This is a genomic window from Acidovorax sp. Root267, from assembly GCF_001429215.1.
GTDB classification, from domain to species: domain Bacteria; phylum Pseudomonadota; class Gammaproteobacteria; order Burkholderiales; family Burkholderiaceae_C; genus Acidovorax; species Acidovorax radicis.
Genome location: NZ_LMJC01000005.1, coordinates 91839 through 112424, shown reverse-complemented (window position 1 = coordinate 112424; position 20586 = coordinate 91839). Strand labels below are relative to the sequence as shown.

Sequence of the window (20586 nt, the reverse complement as noted above, 5' to 3'; positions counted from 1 at the left end):
GCTATGCGGGCGTGGTGTCTTTGGTGGCCGCGCTGCGCCGGCCCGAGGCGGTGGCGCGCAGCGTGGGCGCGGGGTTCTGGGGGTGGAACACGAGCGCCCGTACCTCCTGCAAGGCCTGCAGGCACGCGTCTTTGGTACGACGCAGCCGTTCGGTGGGGCCGGCGATCGACAGCGCGAGGGGTTCGTCGCCCAGATAGCCAGCCACGGCGATGGCGGCCAGGCCGTCAAAGCCTTCGTTCTCCACCCACATCCAGCCTTGCTCGCGCGCTTGCGCGATCTGCGCCTCCAGCGCTGCGAGGTCGGTGATGGAGCCGGGGGCGATCTGCTTGAGCGGCTTGAGCCGCAGCTGGCGTGCAGCCTCTTCGGGCGTGCCCAGCGCCAGCTCGGCCTTGCCCAAAGCGGATACGTGCAGGGCGATCTTGTTGCCCACGTTCTCCACATAGCGCAGCGGGTGTGTGCCCTCGGCAAACGCCAGGACCTTGACCACGCCGGCCTCCACGCGGCCGCACATGCCGGTCTCTCCAGTCTTGTCGCGCAGCAGTTCGCAGGCCTCGGACGCCACCGCGTAGAGCGAATCCCCCGCAGCGATGCCTTTGGCAACCGTGAGCAGGCGGGCCGTGGGATAGAAGCGCCGGGTCCGCGCTGTCCGCATCAAGTAGCCCAGCTCATGCAGCGTGTGCAAGAGATCGGAGCAACTGCTCTCTGGCAGGTCCATCAGGCGCGCAAGGTCTGAGTTGGAGAGTTCGCGGCGCTCCCGGGCAAAGACCTCCAGAAGGGCCATGGTGCGAGACGCAGCGGGGACGATGGTGGGCATAAGTTCTCCGGTATTTCGTAGATATCAACGAATCATAGCTTTGACAGCAGGACTATTTATTGAGGAAATCTCTGTGAAATCTCGTTCTTTGCTTTCGATACGAAGATCAAAACTTCTTGCTTGCCTACGAAATATTGAAGTATTCTACGACCAGCCGCAATTCAGTGGCAACAAAAAATGGAGACAAGCATGCGTAGAACCTTCCGAAAACTGGTTGTTTTTGTCATCGCCTCATTGGCCTTCGGTGTGCTGCACGCTGCGGGAGATGCGTGGCCCAGCAAGCCCATCACGTTTGTGGTGCCGTTCCCACCCGGGGGCATTACGGACAGCACGTCGCGGCTTTTGGCCAAGCTGCTCAGCGCACAGCTGGGACAGTCAGTGGTGGTGGACAACCGCCCCGGGGCGGGCGGCTCCATCGGTGTCGAGTCGGCCTCGCGCCAGCAGCCCGATGGCTACACCATCATTTACGGCACGCAGGGAACGCATGGCGCCAATCTGGCGCTGTACAAGAACGTGCGCTATGACCCCGTGGCGGACTTTGTGCCCGTGCACGCCATGTCGGAAACGCCGCTCATGCTGGTGATCAACCCTTCGCGCCCGTTCAAGACGGTGCCCGAGCTGATTGCCTATGCCAAGGCCAATCCCGGCAAGCTCAACTACGGCTCCGCCGGACCTGGCACGGGCACCCACCTGACGGCCGAGCTGTTCCAGACCGCCGCCGGCATCAAGATGACCCATGTGCCGTACCGCGGCAGCGCGCCGGCACTGAGCGACCTGATGGCCGGCAGCATCGATCTGATGTTCGACTACCCGGCGGTGGTGCTGCCCCAGGTGCAGGCGAACAAGCTCAAGGCGCTGGCGGTCACCTCCAAGACGCGCCTGGCCAGCTCGCCCGACGTACCCACCGTGGGTGAGCTGGGCGTTCCCGAAGCCGAATCCACAGCCTGGGGCGCTGTGTTCGTTCCGGCCAAGACACCGCCAGACATCGTGAAGCGCCTGGGAGACGAGATCGCCAAGGCCATCGTTCACCCCGAAATGCTGCAGGCCACCGAGAAGTTCGGCAGCGTCCCGTTCGTCGGCCTGCGCGACGCCAAGCTGGGCGCCTTCGTGAAGTCGGAGATGACACGGTGGCGTGCAGTGGTTCAGCAGTCGGGCGCCAAGCTTGATTGACAGGCTGCGGGCAATCCATGCCCGCCCAGCAGCTTTCTTTTTCCCTCCCTTCTTCCTATGACCGATTCAAAGACTTCCTTGAAACCGTTGCAGCCCACTCTGTATGAGCTGGCTGAAGACGGCCACTCGCTCAACTTCTTCTTTGCACAGTGCGGCGCCTGCGGGGGGCTGAGCTTTCCTGCCAACGCGCCGGGCTGCATGCACTGCGGAGAGCCGCTGAGCGAAGCCCTGCGCGTGACCCGTCCAGGCGGTGGAGACCTACTGGAGTTCGTGACGCTGCATGTGCCGCTGCTGCCCGGCATGGCGGCGCCCAGCGTTGCGGGGGACATTCGCATCGCGCCCGGCATCGTCGAAGAAGGTGTGATGGCCGTGGCAGATGAATCGGCGCTGAAGCACGGTATGACGGTTCGCGCCGTTGCCGAAGTGAAGCCGGAAGAAGGCGTTTACGTCTGCCGCTTTGTGCCCGTGAATGAAGGAGCCGCTCAATGAGCAATACACAACAATCCACGTCGCGCAACTGGCTCGATGCCAATGGCGGCGTGTTTATCGCCGGTATTGGTCTGCATCCATACCAGTTCCCGACCGGAACGCCTTACACCGAGCTGGGCCTGACAGCGGTGCGCGCCGCACTGGCGGACTCGGGGCTTCCATGGGGCCGCGTGCAAAGCGCGTACGTGGGCACCACCTCCATCGGGATGGCAGCCGGCCGCGTCATGCTGCGCCACCTGGGGTCGACGGGCCTGGCGGTGACACAGGTGGAAAACGCATCGGCCTCCGGGTCGTTCGCCTTCCGCCAAGCCTGCATGGAAGTGGCCACCGGCATGAGTGATGTGGTGCTGGCAGTCGGAGTGGACAAACATGGCGACGGGCGCCGCGCCGCCAACAAGGACGGCCTGGAGCGACTGAGCGAAACGGCCACCATTCCCGCCGCCAAGTTCGCGATGATGGCGCGTACCTACCTGCGCGAGCGCGGAGCATCCGTGGAGGAAATGGCCAACGTGGCCGTGAAGAACCACGGCAATGCGGCGCGCAACCCGTTCGCGCAGTTCCGCAAACCGCGTACGCTGGAGCAGGTGCTTGCATCGCCCCGCGTGGTGGGAGACCTCACGGTGCAGCAATGCTGCCCGCGCGGCGAAGGCGCTGCTGCGGTGATGGTGGTCTCTGGCAACGCGATCCGAAAATTGGGACTGGATGCCCGGCGCTGCGTGCGTGTCAAGGCGTCGGTCGCAGGCAGTGAACGGCCCGAAACGCACTACGGCGACAGCGCTGTAGAGCTGGTCCGCACCAGCGCACAGGCTGCTTTTGAACAAGCGGGCATCGCCCCAAAAGAGCTAGACCTGCTGGAACTGCATGACGCCTTCTCGGTGGAGGAGTTGCTGTACAGCGAAGCGATTGGTGTGTGCGATCCCGGCGAAGGCGCCCACTATCTGGCGCGTGGCGATTCGCACATTGGCGGCCGCTGCGCCATCAACGCGTCGGGCGGCCTCATCGGCATGGGCCACCCGCTCGGCCCCACGGGTATCGGCCAGTTGGCGGAAATCACCCGCCAGCTGCGGGGTGAAGCCGAAGGCCGGCAGCACCCCAACGCGCGGTGGGGCATGGCCCACATGATCGGTCTGGGTTCTGTGTCCGTCGCCCATGTGCTGTCGGCATCGGCGTGACGGCACTTCAGATCTCTTTTTGAAAGCAAGCCAATGACTACCTCTGATATCCAGGACCTGGGCACATTGCTCTATGAGGTGCGCGACCGCGTGGCCGTGATCACCCTCAACCGGCCCGACCGCATGAACACGCTGGGCAGCACCATGAAGCCGGACCTGGCGCGCGCCTTCTTCGAGCTGGCGCGCAACGACGAACAGGTGCGCGCGGTTCTGATCACCGGCAGCGGCGACAAGGCATTCTGCGCGGGCGCTGACATCAAGGAGCGCGCTACCGACGTGGTGCGCGGCACGGAGTATTTCGTGCGGCAGAAAGCAACCCACGAACTGTTCCGCAACATCGAAGAGTTCGAGAAGCCCGTGATTGCGGCCATCAACGGTGTGGCCCTGGGCGGCGGGCTGGAGATTGCCTTGTGCTGTGACCTGCGCATCGCGGCCTCCCACGCGCGCTTCGGCCTGCCCGAAATCAAGCTGGGCGTCATTCCAGCAGCCGGTGGCACACAGCGACTGCCACGGCTGGTGGGTGAAGCTCGGGCCAAAGAGCTGATCCTGACAGCCGACTTGGTGGACGCGGAAACGGCACTGCGCTACGGCCTCGTCAGCCGTGTGGTGCCGCAAGCCGAGTTGATGACAGCTGCACTGGAACTGAGCCAGCGCATTGCGCAGCACCCGCCGCTGGCGGTCCGTTTTGCCAAACGTGCCATCAACCGAGGCATGCAGACCGACCTGGACTCGGGCCTGGAATACGAGCGCTATGCGGCCGCAATGATCGTGGACAGCGAAGACCGCATCGAGGGCATGCGCGCCTTTGTCGAGAAACGCGAACCCCAATTCAAAGGACGCTAGGGCCTTACCGCACTGGCGACTTCATCAGACAACACACACGAAAGGTATCCCATGGAACTCGGATTGAACGGACAGGTCGCGCTCGTCACTGGCGGGGGGCAAGGTGTAGGCCGGCAGATTTGCATCGAACTCGCCGCCGAAGGTGCGCGCGTGGTGGTGAACGACCTGTTTGCCGAACGCGCCCAAGCGGTGGCGGATGAGATCAACGCCGCAGGCGGGCAAGCTTATGTCGCACCGGCGGACATTACCCAACAGGAGGCGGTCGATGCCATGGTGGCCAATGCCGCCGAGCATTTCGGCGCACCCATCACGGTGCTGGTCAACAACGCGGGCATCATCCCTGAGCGCCGCGAAAAAGGGGGCCGCACACCCGCCTTCGTGGACACCCCCGTGGTCGACTGGGCCAAGATCGTGAACCTGAATGTCTACGGCACCATGCACTGTTGCCGCGCCGTGTTGCCGGGCATGGTGCAAAGTAAGACGGGTCGCATCATCAACATCATCTCGGAAGCGGGCCGTATCGGCGAGGCCAACATGGCGGTGTATTCGGGGGCCAAGGCTGCGATTGCCGGTTTCGCCAAGGCCCTTGCACGGGAGCACGGCCGCCATGCGGTCACCGTCAACTCCATCGCTCTGGGCGCCGTGTCCCATGAGGGCATCAAGGACGGTCCGTTGAACATCCACGCCACGGTAGAGAACAACGAGCTGCTGGGCAAGATGCTCAATGCATATCCCATCTCCAAAGGCGTGGGCCGCCTGTCCCGTCCGGGCGACGTGTCGGGCATCGTGGCGTTCCTGGCGTCGGACCGCGCGCTGTTCATCACGGGGCAGACCATCGGCGCATCCGGCGGTTTCGCGATGGTTTGATGCAGGACGGGGTGGTCGGTCAAACCGCCTCTGCGCCGCTCAGGTGCTAACCGTGCTGCGTTCTCATGCAGCACGACCGAACACACAACAAGGAGACAAGACCATGATGAATCGCCGCCATTTCTCGGCATCCATGGGGGCTCTGGCACTCTCGCCCTCGGTATTTGCACAGAGCGCTTATCCGCAGCGCCCGATCACCCTCGTCGTTCCTTTCTCCGCAGGCAGCGTGGTGGATGTCCAAGCCCGCCTGATCGCACGCGCGCTGAGCGACAACTTGGGCCAGCCCATCGTCATCGATAACCGGGTGGGGGTGAGCGGCTCCATCGGTGCCGAGTTCGTGTCCCGAGCGGCGCCCGACGGCTACACCCTGCTGATCGGCACGCAAGGCACGCAGGGCACCAACACGGCGCTCTTCAAGAACATCCGCTACGACCCGGTCAAGGACTTTGTGGCCATACACGGGCTGACGGGGAACGCGAATGTCCTGGTCTCCAACCCCGGCATGAAGTTCAGCACCGTGGCGGATGTGATTGCATTTGGCAAGCAGACCCCTGGGAAGCTCAACTTCGGGTCTGGCGGCAACGGCACGTCGGCGCACCTGTGCCTGGAACTGCTGCAAACCCAGACCGGTGCGCGTTTCAACCACATCCCCTACAAGTCCAGCACGGCGGCCATGGTCGATGTGATTGCCGGGAACCTGGATGTGATGTTCGACTACGTGCAGACCTCCCGGGCGCAGATCCGGGACGGGAAAATCACAGCACTGGCCGTCACCAGCACCAGCCGCCTGGCCGTGCTACCCAACGTGCCGACCATGGCCGAGGCCGGAATACCGAGCGTGGTGGCCATGAACTGGGGCGGGGTCTTTGCACCAGCTAACACGCCAGCGCCCATCGTCAAGCGCTTGTCCGACGCGGTAGGCCAGGCACTGAACTCGCCCGAGGTCACGGCGTCGCTGGACGCAGTGTCGAGCGTCAAGATGGGCATGCCACACGAGCAGTTCGCACCCTTCGTGGCGGCCGAGGCCGCCAAATGGGGCGAGGTAATCCGCAAGTCCGGAGCGAGCCTCTGATGCCGGCGCCCCAAGTGGCCGTGGTCACGGGTGCGGGCAGCGGCATTGGCCGCGCGCTGGCGCTGGCATGCGCCCGCGAAGGCATGGCGGTGGTGGCGGCCGACATCGAGGCCAAAGCCCTGGCGCAAACGCAGGCGCTGGTAGAGGCGGCAGGCGCCGCGTGCATGGTGCAGCGCTGCGACGTGTCCAACGCCGCAGACGTGGAGCGACTGGCCGAAGCCAGCTGGGGCCATTGGGGCGGTGTGGATTGGCTCTTCAACAACGCCGGTGTGGCAGTGCTCGGGACCGCCTGGGATGCCACGGACGACGACTGGAGGTGGGTGCTGGGCGTGAACCTGATGGGGGTGGTGCATGGCGTGCGCAGCTTTTTGCCGCGCATGCAGGCCCGGGGCAAGCCGGCCCACATCATCAACACCTCATCGGCTGCTGGCCTCGCCACCATCGCAGGTTCCGCCGTGTACTGCGCCAGCAAGCATGCAGTCGTCGCTTTCTCGGAATGCCTGGCCAAGGATCTGGAGCAGGTGGATTCGCCCATCGGCGTGTCCGTCTTGTGCCCCTCCCTGGTGGCCACGCACATTGACCAGTCACAACGCAACCGACCAGCCGCATTGCCAGAGGTGGGCCCCACGGCTGCCGCCTATGGAGAGCGCGTGCGTGCCGGCATGGCCGCTTCAGCCATCACTGCCGAGGATGTTGCACGCGCTGCGGTCGACGCGATTCATGCGCGCCGCTTCTATGTCATTCCCCATGCCCACACGGGTGCGTCCGTGTGGGACCGCACCCAAAAAATCATGGGCGATTTCCACCACATTCACCAGGAGAGTCTTCAGTGACCGCAGCCCACCCATCCGCCGACCTTGCCGCCTTGCACAACCATGTGACGGTGCTCACAGAACGCGTTGAACGCATGGAGAGCATCGAAGCCATCCGCGCGCTGCGTGCACGCTACCACGAATTGGTGAATGAGGATGCGGGCAACCGACTCTACGAACTGTTTGCCCCCGATGCGTATGTGGCCTACGGCGGGCGCCCCGAAGTGCGGGGCCGCGACAACATCCGTGCGTTCTTCGCATCGTTTCCGGTGCAAACGGCCCGGCAGTTCATCCACAGCCATGTCGTACAGGTGCAGGGCGACCGAGGCACAGGTTCCAGCTACCTGGACGGCCGACCTGTGAAGGACGGCAAGAGCTTTTACGTGGTGGGCCGCTTTGACGACGAGTACATCCGCCTGGAAGGCCAGTGGTTCTTTCAACGCGTCACCTTGAGCGTGCACTACATGATCGAAGCCACCGAGCGCTGGGACCACCTCATTCCGCTGCAAGGAACTCGTTGATGCACAGCACCGCCACCATGGCCTCGTTGCCATCCTTGTTTGATCTGACCGGCCAGCGAGCGCTGGTGACGGGCGCTGCCAGCGGTCTCGGGCTGGCCATTGCAGAAGCCCTGCTGGAGGCGGGTGCGGAAGTCGTGCTGTCCGACAGCGATGCGCCAGCGCTGGACGCCGAAGTGCAGCGCCTGCGCAAGACGTACACAAAGGTGCAGCAGCGAGTGATCGACGTCAGCGACGGCGCCGAGGTGGACCGCCACCTCGACGTCATCGCGGCCGCAGGGCCCATCGACTGCGTGTTTGCCAATGCGGGCATGAGCGCTGGACGCGGTTTCCTGGCCGAACAAGGGCGCCTGGAAAATGTGGACCCGGCAGCATGGGAAAAGGTACTTCAGGTGAACCTGACGGGCGTGCTGACCACGCTGCGCGCCGCCAGTCGTCACATGAAGCCCCGCCGACAAGGGAGGATCATCGTGACATCGTCCATTGCCGGGCTGAGGTCGGAGGCACATTCCGGCTACGCATACGTGGCCTCCAAGGCTGCGGTGAACAACGTGGTGCGCCAGGCGGCCATCGAGCTGGCGCCGTTCAACATTCTGGTCAACGCCATCGCCCCCGGCCCTTTTGCCACCGGCATCAACGGAGGCCGCTTGCGTCTGCCGGAGAGCGCCGAGCGTATGCGCACCTACATCCCGCTGGGCCGCATCGCCCAGCCGCACGAGATCCAAGGGCTGGCGCTGCTGCTGGCTTCGCCGGCATCGAGCTACATGACCGGAGCCATCATCCCCATCGACGGCGGTGCGAGCGCGCGTTAGCGCCTGAGACCATCAGTTCATTCCTATCCAACCACGAACACAGTGAAAGCAGCACCATGATCATCGTCACAGGCCATGTGATTGCACGCCCAGACACACAAGAGGCCGTTGAGCAGCTGGCCGTGGAGCATGTCCTGCGCTCCCGGGCAGAGCCAGGGTGCATGTCCCACGAGGTGAGCCGCGATGTGCAGCAGCCGCTACGCTTCGTGTTTGTGGAGCGCTGGGAAAACATGGCCGCACTGCAAGCCCATTTCCGCGTGGAAGCATCGCGCACGTTCGCACAGTCAATGGCAAGCTTGTGTCAGGAGTCACCGCAGATCGATATCTATGAGGCGGCAGCTGTTGCGGTACGCTGAAGGCGGCAGTTCCAGCCTGGCAATCCAGCCCATGAGATGGAATGACGGGATCGATTTTTCGCTGAATGACATTTGTGACCTCAAAACAGGCCACACATCATTCTTGTTGAGCGGTGACCGATTCCAGCGCGCTCGGTATGAAAGTCCTGACTTTGGCAAGCTCGGTGCCAAAACCGTAGGTTTGACTTGTCGTCTTCAGACTGCAAGCAGCTATGCGTTCCCGCAGCGCTAACGTCCGCTTTGACTCCAGAGAAACACGCCCAGCAGACTTCACAGCGCACCAACCCACGCCTCCAATCCGACGACAGAGTGAGGCGTGGATTTACGAATATCCCGGGTCAAATCTCCGTTTGTTCTGAGATTTCAAGTGCATCGTCTACTTCTATGCCGAGATACCGCACCGTTGATTCCAGCTTGGAGTGACCAAGCAGCAGTTGCACAGCGCGCAGGTTCTTTGTGCGTCGATAGATCAAAGTCGCCTTGGTCCTGCGCATCGAATGAGTTCCATACTCTGAGCGATCAAGCCCAAGTTCATCGACCCAATGTCCAAGAATCCTAGCGTACTGTCGGGTTCCCAGGTGGGGCGATCCGTGCAGTCTGCTGGGGAATAGGTAGTCATCAGATCTCAGCGCAGCCTGCTTGATCCATGCTGATAGGGCGTCCCGAGTCACTGCGGTAATCTCGAACTGGACTGGGCGCTTGGTTTTACTTTGCAAAATCGTCGCCCGTGATGCCAATTGATCGCCATGTGACACGTCGCGAACCTTCAGTGCAACAAGATCACATCCACGAAGTTTGCTGTCGATGCCTAAGTTGAAGAGTGCCAGCTCGCGAAGGCGTCGCTCCATCTGAAGTCGCACACGCAGAGCCCAGATTTCCTTGATCTTGAAGGGTGCCTTTTGCCCGACGATCTTGCCCTTGTTCCAAGGCTCATGATGCGCATTGCAGGTCGAAGTGTCCATGGCGGTCCCCCATTGATGGAGATGGCCTCGGAGCATGCGCGCATGCGGCACGTAGATATTGCGATTCATCAAAAAAATCACCTAGACCGGAGGGGCACTTGCTGCAATCTATGCGCAGCCCTCGCGTAGCTTGTGGGGAGCCAACCCCTGTACATGCGCCAGCTTATCCCGCAAGCTCAGCCAAGGCCACCGTACGTAGTGCCCGACGGCGCGATGCCGACGATCTCTGGCTCCGCAACTTGATACTTCACAAATGGGTCTTCTTCCACCCGGCTTTCATCTCGGCCTTGTCGCACGAGCTTCCGGTTGCTGGGATTAAGCGGAAATTGGTCTGCTAGCGGCGGAAGGCTGCAATCGCTGCTGAACGGACCTCTGGCGTGGCAGCTGTGGGCTGATCTGAGTAAGTCACGATTCGGCGCCTGCGCGGTAGCAACCTCCAACGCCAACCGCTCAGGGTTGCCTGTCCTGAGCTGCCGCTTTTCTCTCGGAGCCGACGGCTCGATTGGGCTGTCCGCATGCCGGCATCAAGTACTGCTTCTGCCTGGTGCGGCAGGGCGTTTCGACTCAAAGCGGTCGGCTTTCGATTGGCAAATCGACCAAGCCTAAACCTTGTATGGATGGGTAGTGGTCCTAAGGCAATTGGCTAAGGAAGATCCGCTGGTTCATTCCTCGCTCGATGTGTCATCAACAGGGAGCGCAAGAACCTCCAGTGAGTCGATCTGCCGTAGCTCTGGGAGGGAGTCTTGGGCAATGCCTTGCAGTTCACCCACTACGGTTGTCATGCTCTTCATAGCACGATCAATCTGTACCTGCCGTTTTGCCCAGATCCTTTGAAGGGCTCTTTTCTCGCTTTCAAGTTCCGACTGCATCGTTGCGAAAGACTCAATGACGGTGCGCATGCGTTGGGCGAAGGCGGGACTGGCGACATAGTTGTAGAGTTGCTCGATCTTTTCGTCTCGGCCCATGTTGGCCTGGCGCAGCTTGTGCGACTCCAGTAGCATCACGCGCAGAGTCTCCGCCATAGGGCGTACGACATGGGGCGACACTACCCAAATGTCGCCGACCCGGGTGAAGGGTTCGGTGACCCCTTTTGGCATAGCGGTGGTCACCAAGACCGCCAGTTCGGCTTTGGCCTCCTGCTGGTCGTCCTTGAGCTTTTGCACCCATTTGTCAGACCAGTGCTCGGCCCTCTTGGCTTCCCAGATGATCTTACCGGCTGCGATGCCCGTCGGAGTGCGCACGGTCTGGATCACGTCGGCACCGCGCACACCCTTTTTGACCTCTTCGATCAAGTCGTGGAAGAAGGTGGTGGTCAGGGACTGCTCAATCTCCAGCTCCAGCACCTCGCCCTGCAGTTGTTGCGAGCCCTGCTCCAGTTTCCGGCGCAGGTCCTCGTTGCTCTTCTGTGCGTCCTCGATCTTCTTCTTCCACTCGGCCTCCATCAGCGCAAAGCGTTCGGCCTCGCGTTGCGACACCGCTGCGGTGATCTTTCCGCGCTCTTCATCCAGCTTGCGCTGAAGGCTCAGTTCCAAGTCCCGCTGTTGATCCTCAAGCTCTTGCTTCTGTCGCCGCAGCGCTATCTCCTGTGCGCGGAAGTTCTTCAGTTCCGCGTCCTTGCGCTGCAGGTCTTCCTCCAAGGCGAGGCGTGCCTGCTCCGCGTCTGCTACGGCCTTGGACCATGCCTCCTCTCGAACCTTCTCGATCGAATCTTGTGCTTCACGCTCCGAGCGCTTGGCAGCTGCCACCTGGTCCTGCAGCTTCGCAATCTGCTCTGCAGACTGCTGCATGGCCTTGCGTTGTGCCTCTTGAGTCAGATGCAGCTCCAGCTGCTCGCGCCGCTCTTTCAGCAAAGCCTCGAACTCCTCGGCATGCCGGTCAATTGTCTGGCGAGTGATCCCGTCGCCCAGGCTGAACTCGTTGGCGCATTTCGGGCAGACGATGCGTTCGTCCGGGTCCAGGATGATCTTTTCGTGCATGGAACTCATTGAGTGTTTGGGTGATGACAGCTTCCGGTCGCTATGAGCGAGCACTTTCATTGGCCCGGGTCAACCGAAGTCGGCGAAGTCGGAGGCCTTGAGATCGCTGCAACCGTTGAGGATGTCTGTGGCCAGCGCGCGTTTGCTGCCCAGCAAGGCGTCCAGCTTGACGTCGAAGCTTGGGAACAGGTCGCTAACCACGCCAGGGTAGTAGACATTGACGGTTCGGGTCTGGCCGATCCGGTAAGCACGCGCCGTGGCCTGATCTTCCTTGGCGGGGTTCCATGTGCGGGTGAAATGGACGACATGGTTGGCCGCCTGGATGTTCACACCAAAACCCACCGCCAGAGGCGAAAGGATGATCACGTTGAAGCCCGGGGAACGCTGGAAGGCGTCGATCAGCTGCTGTCGGTTGTCCATCGCGCGGGGGTCTGCTGACGTGTCGCCATTAACGATGCTGGCAGCGATACCGAAGAAGGCCGCGATCACACGTTGCAGCTGCAGCTGCAGCTCCCGGAACTCACAGAAGATGATCACCTTGTGATTGCCGGCGCCATCGGCGGCCAGTGCCTTGAGCCGGTCCACCAGCCACCCCATCTTCGGTGACTCGTTCACGATCTTGTCGATCGGCGCTTTGTGGCTGTCCGGCACGGCATAACCGTGCGGGTCCGAACAGATCTTGCGAATCGCCTGCAACGCCTGCAACTGAGCCGACGGATTGCTGACCCGCTGTTCCTTCAGAGTCTTGAGCGCACCCTCATACAGACCTTGCTGGAAGGGAGACATCGGGAGTAGCTTGCAGAGTTTGTCCTCGACCGGGGTGGGCAACTCCGTGGCGACTTCCGTCTTGCGCCGGTGCAGGATCTGCGGCTGGATCACGGCGCGCAACTCCTCCACCTTTGCTATCTGCTCGGGCGTCTTGGCCTCGATCGGCTGGCGATAGGTGCGGGAAAAATGGCTTAGCGCGCCCAACATGCCGGGCTGAACGAAGTCGAACAGGCACCAGAGATCGGCCAGCGTGTTCTCCACCGGAGTTCCCGTGCAGGCGATGCGAAAGCGCACCTTCTGCTTCTTGGCCGACCTTGTCACCAACGCCGCAGGCGTCTTGATCTTCTGGGCTTCGTCGCAGACCATGACCGACCACGGTTGGCTTGCCAGCGCAAATTCCAGGTCGCGCATTGTTTCGTAGGTGGTGAGCACCAGGCGTGCATCGCCAACCCAGCCCTTCTTCAACAGCCGGGTGACGCCTTGTGCCTTGAGATCAGCATCGAGTTCGTGCCTGCCCACACGCATCGATTTGAGCGTGCTGCCATACAACATCAGCAGTGGCAGGGTGCCTGGCTGGAAGAACCTATCCAGCTCGTTGCGCCAGTTCTCCAGCAGTGCAACAGGCGCCACCACCAGAGCTGGCGGTAGCGTCGGATCGGTCTCGAAACAACTGGTGATGAAGGTGAGCAATTGAAGTGTCTTACCCAGTCCCATGTCATCGGCCAGCACCGTGCCACGACAGTGTTCCGGTGATGCCTCCCACAGATGCTGCAGCCATGCCACGCCGACCCGCTGGTGCGGTTTGAGTTCGATCTCAGGGCGCAGGGTCTGCGGTAGCAACGGCTCTCGGTCCGAGGGCATCTGCAGGGACTCTGCGCGCGCCTCGGTGTAGTCAACGTCTTCAAGGTTGCGTTTAATGACCAGGCGCTTCTTGGGCTCGGCTGCGGGGCGATCACCCGGCGGCTGAAAGCTGTGATCACGCAACTGCTGTTGTGCCTTGGCCAGGGCGTCAACCGCGCGTCGGGCATCAACGATTGGCACCGCCGTGCGTAAGCCTGGCAGATTGACCGAAGACTGACCGGCCTGCTCGGCGGCCTTGACCGCCTGCTGCAGCGTCGGCACGTCGTTGAAGGCTAAAGGCACGTAGGTCGGGCTTCCGCCGGCGGGGTCTTCCACGCGCACGCCGACGCTGACATTCCCTTCAAACCAGCCGCTGCCCTGATCGTTTCGGGCTATGACCGGGGTCACAAAAGGCTTCTCGACGCCGATCTCTGCGACGCGGTCCGAGTAGTGGCTCAGGTCCAGCACCTCGGCTGCGGTCCAGAGCTGTGGGCTGGCCCATTCGCGGCCCCATTGCTCTAGATCGACCAAGTGGCGCTCGGTGTCACCCACGATCTCCAGCTCACGCCGTTGCCAGGTCACGCATTGCGAGCCATCGGTGAACGCTCGACCTAGCTTGCCGGTAAACCGCTGCAAATCATCAGAGTTGGCGAACCACAGCACTTCAGAGGCCTGGCTCTCATTGCCGAGCTCTTCGACCATGAGACCGACCCGGTGAACCTCACCGAACTCGCCTCGTTCGACATGCGGCGTGAACTGCTCGAACCGGATGCCCGCTTCTTCGCGGGCCTTCTCGAACTGTGCAGGATCGATGACCTGCTCCGCCGATTCACCCAGCACTGCGAAAGGGTTGCGGACGAACGCCTCGGCTCGGGGGCCAGTGGCTCTGCGACCCGGCATGCGCTTGATCTCCGCAAGCACCGCTTTCACTTCAGGAGTCACCACAACCCGAACCAGCGAGGGTCCGTCGGGCACGTCGTAGCTGTCCTGCAATGGCAAACGGTCGAACTGGTTCAGCCAATGCGCAGGCGCCTCGTCAAAACCTGGGATGACCTCCACCACCTTGCCATCGTCCTCACCGCGACGCTCCATCGCCAGTCGCAGCCGGTCCGGCGTGAGTACGATGGTGCGGGCGACATAGTCCGACACCGGACAACCGGTAGACGTGGCCAGTTTGCGCATGCGCCCAAAGGCCTGCTCCTTGAAAGACTGGCTGCGTTCCTCCGGCGGTGTCCCGTGGAAGCGGGTCAACTCCTCCAGTAGTTGGTGCAAAGGCTCGGACAACAGCGCTGCACCGCTGGGTGCCTGCAGCACGCGCCCCACCAGCTGCGGCACCGGTTGCAAACGTCTGCCCTGACCGTCCACCCATTCGTCCAACAAAACGGCAAAGTCGGGGTCCATCAGAGCCCCCTTGCTCACCAACCGAGGGCGAGCCGCCGTATCTGGCGGGATCAGCAAGGCTTCGCGGTAAGCGCTCAACTCGGGATGTCGCAGCAGCGCATACACGTCCTTCCATGGCAGCAGGAACTCGGTTTCCAGTCGGTCGCCGAAGCCTTCCATGAAGATCTGCGCCAACCTGGCACCCAGGTCGGCCGCTTCGGCATAAGAAAAGGGCAGTGCCAGCCATTCGCAGGTAGTAGGTGCCGGCGACGCGTAGCGAACGCCGACGGAATCGAAAGCGACGGCAGGACCTTTGCGGGTTTGGGGTGGGGCTGGTTTCTTTGCGAACAGCGCGTCAAACATTCATCAATCCTCGTCCTTGAGCCAGTAGCCTTTGCCTTCAGTAAAGCGAAACCGAAAGAGCTCAAGAACCATAGCGACACTTGGCTTCTGGTTCTTGTCAGGTATCAGCGCCCACAAGGCACCCCCCTTGTGACGGTTGTCCTCCCATTCGACGCCATGCTTCATGAACAAGCCCTGGAGTTGCGAGAACTCGACATCCGTCAGACGTTTCTTTTGCCCTGCGAGCTGCGTTACCGATGGCTTTTGCCTAGCGCTGTCGGTGTTCTGGGCACCGTTCGCTGACGCGCGAATGCCCGCTTGCTGTGCTCGTGGGGGAGGGGTTGGCCACGCGGGCTTCGAATCGAAGCCCGTGTAGTCAGCCGTCTTGACGGCAGGTGGGAGCAGTGAGTTTCGCTGGTGAGAAGTGACAGGCGCGACTGGCTTGGGCGCTGTCACTGGTGTCGATTGGGCACGCCAATGCCCGACTGCATCGGGAGTGTTGCTTATAGGGTTGAACTCTTTGAGCTCGCCTTTGCTCATAGGCACGGACTGAAGCAGTTTTTTGAGTTCGTAGTCGAATTTGAATTCCCATTGGGCCGTGTGAGAAAGTCGCTTGGCGTAGGCCTTCTGCTTGAGCTGATGCAAATTCAGAACCGCGTTGTCCAGACTCGTCTGAAAATCCGAAGTGGCAAACACATAACACGCGTTGCCCGTCACACCGAACTCAATCACCAAGAGCTGTCCGATCCGCATCACGAAGGCATTATTCAGGTGGTTGCTGTCCACAAGTTTCCGGTCTCGGCCAGACATGCGTTTTCGCAGGTCCAGAAACTCAGGGGTCCTGTTGCCTTGGGCATCGCTACCCAGCACAAACCACATATCTGAGATCTGGGGCTCCCACTTTAGCCAGTATTCCAGACGCCGAAAATCGGCTGCGCCATCCGCTGCCAGAAGCCCGAAGAAGTCTTTGATCAGACGCTGCTTAAGCCAGCTGTTGACCATCAGGCGGGCAGGCTCATGGTTCACGGCCGCATCCCAGGCTGTTCGCTTCAGCCATGGGTTGCCGATCCACTCCACACAAGTGTCACGCAGCGCTGGGTGCTCAGGGTGATCCGTGCATTGCGCGTAGCGCGCCACCACCAGCGCAACGGCTCTCACGGCCAGGATTGGTGGCAGTGTCAGCGAAGTCTTGCCATGAACTAGATCTAGCACCGATCGCATGCGCTTTTTGAATTCGGCGTCATCGCATTGACACACACGCTTCACGTAGGCCATGAGCGCCTCTTCCCAGACCCAGGAGTTGCTGGAAATACCTAGTCCGGTGCACACCCTGCGCAGCTCGGTATAGTCATCTCGCGCTAGCGCATCAGCGTAGCGGCTGCAGGGATCCGAAGTGAGCAGATTTCGATGCTCGCTCAGGGTGTTCAGCCACTCGGGCACAGTCCCACGTTTTGAAGAGGTCGACTGCAATGGGGCCAGCTGATCAGCAAGGTAGTTGCGCAGTCCGATCCAGCGCTCGTCGGCCTCTCCCGGCTTTTCCAGATTGCGCTCGAAGCCGAAATAGCCTGATAGCAGGCCTTGATAGCAGCGACGAAACTGCTTGGGTTGCTGGGTGCGCTGATTAACCAGCTCCAGCATGGCCTCGAACAGAGGCCGCCGGTCGATCATCCGCCAAAGGTCGTGTCCCACCGGCACAGTGGAGCCATAGCACACGTATTTGAGCTCGGTAAACGAAGCCACCTGGCGGCTTCTCGCGAAACGCAGCAGCGCAGCCTGCAGTTGGTCCGCAGCCGGTTGGTCGTTGCCCTCGCCGCCAAGGTCGTGCCTGATGCGTTTGAGTGTCTCCGTCATCACGCGCGGGTTGCCCCACTCGATCGCGTGGACCGCGCGATGAACGTCGAGCTCGCTGCGCAGACGGTCGCGCAGATGATCCAGGGCGTTTAGCGGCTGAAGATGGGGCATCGTTCGTTAGGGTCCAGGGCCTGGGCGAGGGCAGCCTCATCGACAGGGGGGGGCGGGCTCTCCAGCTCATCGCGGCGTTCCTGCCGCGTTTTAAACTCCAGCTTGAACTCGATGCGTCGGCTGTCATCGGCCGTCGCCCGCAAAGAGTTGAACGATGCACCGCCCACAAAGAACTTGGTTGCGATCAGCTTCCGGTCTTCGTCGGACATGGCGGTCTCGCCTGCCTCTGGTGCACGAAGCAGCTCGCAGATCACGCGCTCGCTGCGCTCCAGGCTCAGGTTGAGGTTGAACAGGTATTTGCCGGTCTGGCTCGCGTAACCTTCCACCACAGCGCGCTTGAACCAGTGCTTGCCGGCATCCGAATCACGCAGTTCCGACAGCAGCTTGGGCGTGAACTGACGCACCAGTGCCCGCTGCGGAACGGACAGAGTGTTCTGGCCTTCACGCTCAAATCGCCCGCGTGGCCCGAAGTCGATAGTGTTCCCGATCACACGCACACCCTCGAACTCTTTCTGAGAAACGACCTTGCTCACCTGCTGCATCAGGTGGGCGATCGCCTCTTTACGTTCACGGTCTTCCTGCTCCTCTTGTGACACCTTTTTGGTCACCGCCAGCAGTGCCACGCTCATGGCCACCAGGAAAAGCACCATCAGCGCGGACATCAGGTCTGAAAAGGAAATCCAGAAGGGTTTTTCACCTTCTTCGCGCCCGCGTTTGGACGCTGATAAGCGCACACCACCTAGCATGGTCTATTGCCTCTCTCAGGCTGCCGATGGCAGGTTGTCGAGCACGTCGCCCAAGTCCTGGATCGCACCCTTTAACAGGCCTGTGGCGTGCGCGAGCTCCTCGTGGAATGCCTTGTTGCCCTCGCGCATCGTGGCCATCATCTGCTGAGCAAACGCGCCGTGGGCTTCCCCCAGCACGTCGGTCACCCCTTGCAGGTAGGTTTCTGTGGTGCGCTGCGCTTCGGTTAGACGCTGGCTTGCCGCCTGCAGGCTGTCCACCAGGCCAGACGACATTGATGCCTCCCGCTTGGCGAGTTCGACTGTTTCGCGCAGGTCCCCCACCAGAGAAGCAAGCGCATCGCGCACGAGGCGTTGATCACCCAGCACTTGCTGCGTGACTGTCAACGCGGCACCAAGAGTGGTGGCCGACCCGGTCAGCTTGTCCGCCATGTCATTCAGGCCGTCACTGTTGGTCTTCATTCGGTCCAAATTGTCGCCCAGGCGGGATGACGCGCCATATAGCTTTTCAGCCCCTTGGCTCATGCTGTCGATGGTAGCCTGCGCCCGTGTCTGCAGACGCTCCACCGTACTCTGCATAGACACGCTGGCCTGCTGCACCGCGTCGGCCAGACGGGCAATCTGTGCGGACTGCTGCTCCATCAGCTCGCTAGACTTGGCGGTCAGTTCTGACTCACGGTTCGCATGCTCTTCCTGCGCTTTTTGGGTCTGTGCCTGCAGGGCCTGCACCATGCCACTGGCGGAATCACCTAACTGTCCCAACATGCGCTGTGTCGCTTCAGCCGACTCGGATTGGTTTCGGGCCGCAGACGCCTGCATCTGGTCGAGGAAGCTGTTAAGGCGCTCACTGGTCGCAGCCTGTTGCTGGCTGTGCGCCTGCTCGGCCGCGTGCGCCTGGTTGCGAAGGCCCAGCACCAGCGCGCTTGTGCTCTCACTGAGCTCGCGCATCATGCCCATGGTCAGCTCGGCCGACTCGCTCTGCCCCTTGGCGACACTGTCCTTGAGCTGGTCGATGAACAAGCGCATCTGATCGTTCGCTTCGGTCTGGCGGGCCTGCATCTGCTGCAGGGTGTCCTCCATGCGCCGGGCCATGGCGTCGGCCGCACCGGCGCCGGCCTGCTGAATCTGCCCGGCCAACTGGTCGAAGCGCTGCGACGCATTCTGAATAGTGCTGGCCGTCTGCACAAGCATCTCGCTCATTCCTCGCATCTGCGAGCCAAACATGCTGTGCATCTGCTCGGTGAAGTTACCAAGCACATCAGTCAGCAGCTTGTTTACCGCTTCGCCCTGGCTATTGCCCACCTGCTGCACTGCGTGGGAGATGCGCGTTAGCGGGTCGGCTAGCCCCTCGGTCAGGCTGGTGGTGATCGAATGCCCCAGCGCCTGGCTGGTTGATGTCATGGTCGCGATCTGCTGCTGTGTCAGTTCCGACAGCACCTGCTTGAGATCGGTGACCAGCGACTCTTTCATCTGCATTGCCTGCGTGGCCGAGGTTTCGGACGCCTCCACCAGGCGCTGCAGGTATTCCTCGCCCGCGCCCGTGTCGAAAAGGCTGTCGATCAGGCTGCACAGACGCTCCAGTTCCGTGTAGCGGCCATTGATGATCGATTTCTCGATCGTAGTGACCGCCATAGCCAAGGCGATGGCAATCCCCGACACCATGAACGCACCGCCCACGCTCACGATCAGCGTCTCTAGGCTGCCGCGCACGACGCTGGCGTCGTCCGACACCTTGAAGCCCTGCAGACCCACGATGAGGCCCGAGAAGGTACCGATGATGCCCAGCCCAGTCAGGATGCCGGGCAGGTGCTTGTAAAACTCGGTGCGCAGCGGCGCCTCGATCAGACCTTGGTCTGTGAAGAAAGCGTTGGCCATGCTGGTGGCGCGCCAGCGCCTCACCTCCATCACCCCCATACCGTTGGCCTGCTTCTGACCATGCAGAGTGTCGCGGTATTCGTCCCAGCAGTGGCGCAATGCCTCGCTGACCATAGCGTCATCGCGCACCCGGTCCAGGTCAAGCACCGGGCCGGTGGCCTTCAACTGCTCCAGCCGCAGGCGCGCGTCTCGTAGCTCGCGGCCCACACGCCACCCGGGCCGCAGGAACTGGATTAAGAAGAACGCGACGGCGATGGCGAGTAGGGCGCCGACGCCCCAGTGCAGGGCGGACGAGATCAGGGCAGAGGTCTCAGGCGTCATGAGTATCGGAAGCGAAAAGCGGAAGTTGTGAGGACGCAGCGCGGCGTTTAGGCCAGACGCTTGCCGGGACAGCTGCGGGTTGAGGTACCAAGTGGGTCTGTTGCGGTGTTGCTTTCCGTGCGGATGTACTCCAGGAGCGTAGCGGCGAGCCCGTCGTCAAGGTCCTGCGGCACCAATTCGGCGCAGAAGGCTTTGGCCAATATGACAGTTCTCAGGCGTTCTGCTTGGCACCGCTGCCCAACCGGCGGGTCGCGCAGCCCCAAAAATTGAAATCTCCTGAATCTGTCGATTGGCCAAACATGCAATCCCCAAGTTGCGAGGTCGTTCGTGATCGTCTCATGCAAATTGCAATATTTTGCAACACGTTCTACGGCACTTGATTCAATACGTATCCCAAAGTTTGGTGAAGCTCAATAAGGTCTACATATTGGCTCAAGAACACAAGTCCTGGCATGGTTAAAACAGTGCATTAAAAATAGGAAACGGCGCTGG

At 61.7% G+C, this 20586-nt stretch carries 17 protein-coding genes; 10 read left to right on the top strand and 7 right to left on the bottom strand.

Features of this window, described 5'->3' with window-relative positions:
- Position 1: 1 nt before the first annotated feature.
- Positions 2-814 (bottom strand): IclR family transcriptional regulator, encoded by an 813-nt coding sequence (locus tag ASE39_RS07420; RefSeq protein WP_057270701.1) that lies wholly within the window; start codon positions 812-814, stop codon positions 2-4.
- 189 nt (positions 815-1003) lie between these two features.
- On the opposite strand from ASE39_RS07420, the gene ASE39_RS07415 reads away from it, so the two are divergent.
- From ASE39_RS07415 to ASE39_RS07370, 10 genes are all read left to right on the top strand, one after another.
- Positions 1004-1984, top strand: a complete 981-nt coding sequence (locus ASE39_RS07415; protein WP_057270713.1) for a tripartite tricarboxylate transporter substrate binding protein — start codon at positions 1004-1006, stop codon at positions 1982-1984.
- A gap of 78 nt (positions 1985-2062) precedes the next feature.
- Positions 2063-2473, top strand: coding sequence for a hypothetical protein (locus ASE39_RS07410; RefSeq protein ID WP_082615356.1), 411 nt, complete (start codon positions 2063-2065; stop codon positions 2471-2473).
- A complete protein-coding gene (locus ASE39_RS07405; protein ID WP_057270699.1) occupies positions 2470-3645 on the top strand; it encodes a thiolase family protein in 1176 nt (391 codons plus the stop codon). The genes ASE39_RS07410 and ASE39_RS07405 overlap by 4 nt, the downstream gene beginning before the upstream one ends.
- Positions 3646-3678: 33 nt before the next feature.
- On the top strand, positions 3679-4488 hold the full coding sequence (locus tag ASE39_RS07400) for an enoyl-CoA hydratase-related protein (protein ID WP_057228311.1): 810 nt from the start codon (positions 3679-3681) through the stop codon (positions 4486-4488).
- A 51-nt stretch (positions 4489-4539) separates the two neighbouring features.
- Positions 4540-5355 (top strand): SDR family NAD(P)-dependent oxidoreductase, encoded by an 816-nt coding sequence (locus ASE39_RS07395; RefSeq protein ID WP_057228313.1) that lies wholly within the window; start codon positions 4540-4542, stop codon positions 5353-5355.
- Between the two features lie 103 nt (positions 5356-5458).
- Entirely contained in the window at positions 5459-6427 is a 969-nt protein-coding gene (locus ASE39_RS07390) for a tripartite tricarboxylate transporter substrate binding protein (protein WP_057270698.1), read from the top strand.
- Positions 6427-7260, top strand: coding sequence for an SDR family NAD(P)-dependent oxidoreductase (locus ASE39_RS07385; protein WP_057270697.1), 834 nt, complete (start codon positions 6427-6429; stop codon positions 7258-7260). Before ASE39_RS07390 ends, ASE39_RS07385 begins: the two co-directional genes overlap by 1 nt.
- Positions 7257-7760: a nuclear transport factor 2 family protein gene (locus ASE39_RS07380; protein ID WP_057228319.1), complete on the top strand. Its 504-nt coding sequence runs from the start codon at positions 7257-7259 to the stop codon at positions 7758-7760. Before ASE39_RS07385 ends, ASE39_RS07380 begins: the two co-directional genes overlap by 4 nt.
- On the top strand, positions 7760-8569 hold the full coding sequence (locus ASE39_RS07375) for an SDR family NAD(P)-dependent oxidoreductase (protein ID WP_082606937.1): 810 nt from the start codon (positions 7760-7762) through the stop codon (positions 8567-8569). Before ASE39_RS07380 ends, ASE39_RS07375 begins: the two co-directional genes overlap by 1 nt.
- Positions 8570-8625: 56 nt before the next feature.
- Positions 8626-8925, top strand: coding sequence for a putative quinol monooxygenase (locus ASE39_RS07370; RefSeq protein ID WP_057228321.1), 300 nt, complete (start codon positions 8626-8628; stop codon positions 8923-8925).
- A 338-nt stretch (positions 8926-9263) separates the two neighbouring features.
- On the opposite strand, the gene ASE39_RS07365 is transcribed toward ASE39_RS07370, so the two are convergent.
- The 6 genes from ASE39_RS07365 to zorA form a co-directional block, all read right to left on the bottom strand.
- Entirely contained in the window at positions 9264-9887 is a 624-nt protein-coding gene (locus ASE39_RS07365; protein WP_057270712.1) for a tyrosine-type recombinase/integrase, read from the bottom strand.
- Between the two features lie 662 nt (positions 9888-10549).
- Positions 10550-11872 carry a DUF2130 domain-containing protein gene (locus ASE39_RS07360; protein ID WP_057270696.1) on the bottom strand — a complete coding sequence of 441 codons (1323 nt, stop codon included), beginning with the start codon at positions 11870-11872 and terminating at the stop codon, positions 10550-10552.
- 60 nt (positions 11873-11932) lie between these two features.
- On the bottom strand, positions 11933-15214 hold the full coding sequence (locus tag ASE39_RS07355; protein ID WP_057270695.1) for a DEAD/DEAH box helicase: 3282 nt from the start codon (positions 15212-15214) through the stop codon (positions 11933-11935).
- Positions 15215-15217: 3 nt separating this feature from the next.
- Positions 15218-17155, bottom strand: a complete 1938-nt coding sequence (locus ASE39_RS07350) for an EH signature domain-containing protein (protein WP_057270694.1) — start codon at positions 17153-17155, stop codon at positions 15218-15220.
- Positions 17134-17901 carry a flagellar motor protein MotB gene (locus ASE39_RS07345; RefSeq protein WP_057270693.1) on the bottom strand — a complete coding sequence of 256 codons (768 nt, stop codon included), beginning with the start codon at positions 17899-17901 and terminating at the stop codon, positions 17134-17136. Before ASE39_RS07345 ends, ASE39_RS07350 begins: the two co-directional genes overlap by 22 nt.
- 15 nt (positions 17902-17916) lie before the next feature.
- Positions 17917-20094 (bottom strand): anti-phage ZorAB system protein ZorA, encoded by a 2178-nt coding sequence (zorA, locus tag ASE39_RS07340; RefSeq protein ID WP_057270692.1) that lies wholly within the window; start codon positions 20092-20094, stop codon positions 17917-17919.
- Positions 20095-20586 lie beyond the last annotated feature (492 nt).

Coding starts and splice junctions, on each gene's coding strand:
- ASE39_RS07400 (WP_057228311.1), top strand. CDS start 3,679: ATGACTACCTCTGATATCCAGGACCTGGGCACATTGCTCTATGAGGTG.
- ASE39_RS07395 (WP_057228313.1), top strand. CDS start 4,540: ATGGAACTCGGATTGAACGGACAGGTCGCGCTCGTCACTGGCGGGGGG.
- zorA (WP_057270692.1), bottom strand. CDS start 20,094: ATGACGCCTGAGACCTCTGCCCTGATCTCGTCCGCCCTGCACTGGGGC.
- ASE39_RS07360 (WP_057270696.1), bottom strand. CDS start 11,872: ATGAGTTCCATGCACGAAAAGATCATCCTGGACCCGGACGAACGCATC.
- ASE39_RS07355 (WP_057270695.1), bottom strand. CDS start 15,214: ATGTTTGACGCGCTGTTCGCAAAGAAACCAGCCCCACCCCAAACCCGC.
- ASE39_RS07350 (WP_057270694.1), bottom strand. CDS start 17,155: ATGCCCCATCTTCAGCCGCTAAACGCCCTGGATCATCTGCGCGACCGT.
- ASE39_RS07420 (WP_057270701.1), bottom strand. CDS start 814: ATGCCCACCATCGTCCCCGCTGCGTCTCGCACCATGGCCCTTCTGGAG.
- ASE39_RS07375 (WP_082606937.1), top strand. CDS start 7,760: ATGCACAGCACCGCCACCATGGCCTCGTTGCCATCCTTGTTTGATCTG.
- ASE39_RS07345 (WP_057270693.1), bottom strand. CDS start 17,901: ATGCTAGGTGGTGTGCGCTTATCAGCGTCCAAACGCGGGCGCGAAGAA.
- ASE39_RS07405 (WP_057270699.1), top strand. CDS start 2,470: ATGAGCAATACACAACAATCCACGTCGCGCAACTGGCTCGATGCCAAT.
- ASE39_RS07385 (WP_057270697.1), top strand. CDS start 6,427: ATGCCGGCGCCCCAAGTGGCCGTGGTCACGGGTGCGGGCAGCGGCATT.
- ASE39_RS07390 (WP_057270698.1), top strand. CDS start 5,459: ATGATGAATCGCCGCCATTTCTCGGCATCCATGGGGGCTCTGGCACTC.
- ASE39_RS07365 (WP_057270712.1), bottom strand. CDS start 9,887: ATGGACACTTCGACCTGCAATGCGCATCATGAGCCTTGGAACAAGGGC.
- ASE39_RS07415 (WP_057270713.1), top strand. CDS start 1,004: ATGCGTAGAACCTTCCGAAAACTGGTTGTTTTTGTCATCGCCTCATTG.
- ASE39_RS07370 (WP_057228321.1), top strand. CDS start 8,626: ATGATCATCGTCACAGGCCATGTGATTGCACGCCCAGACACACAAGAG.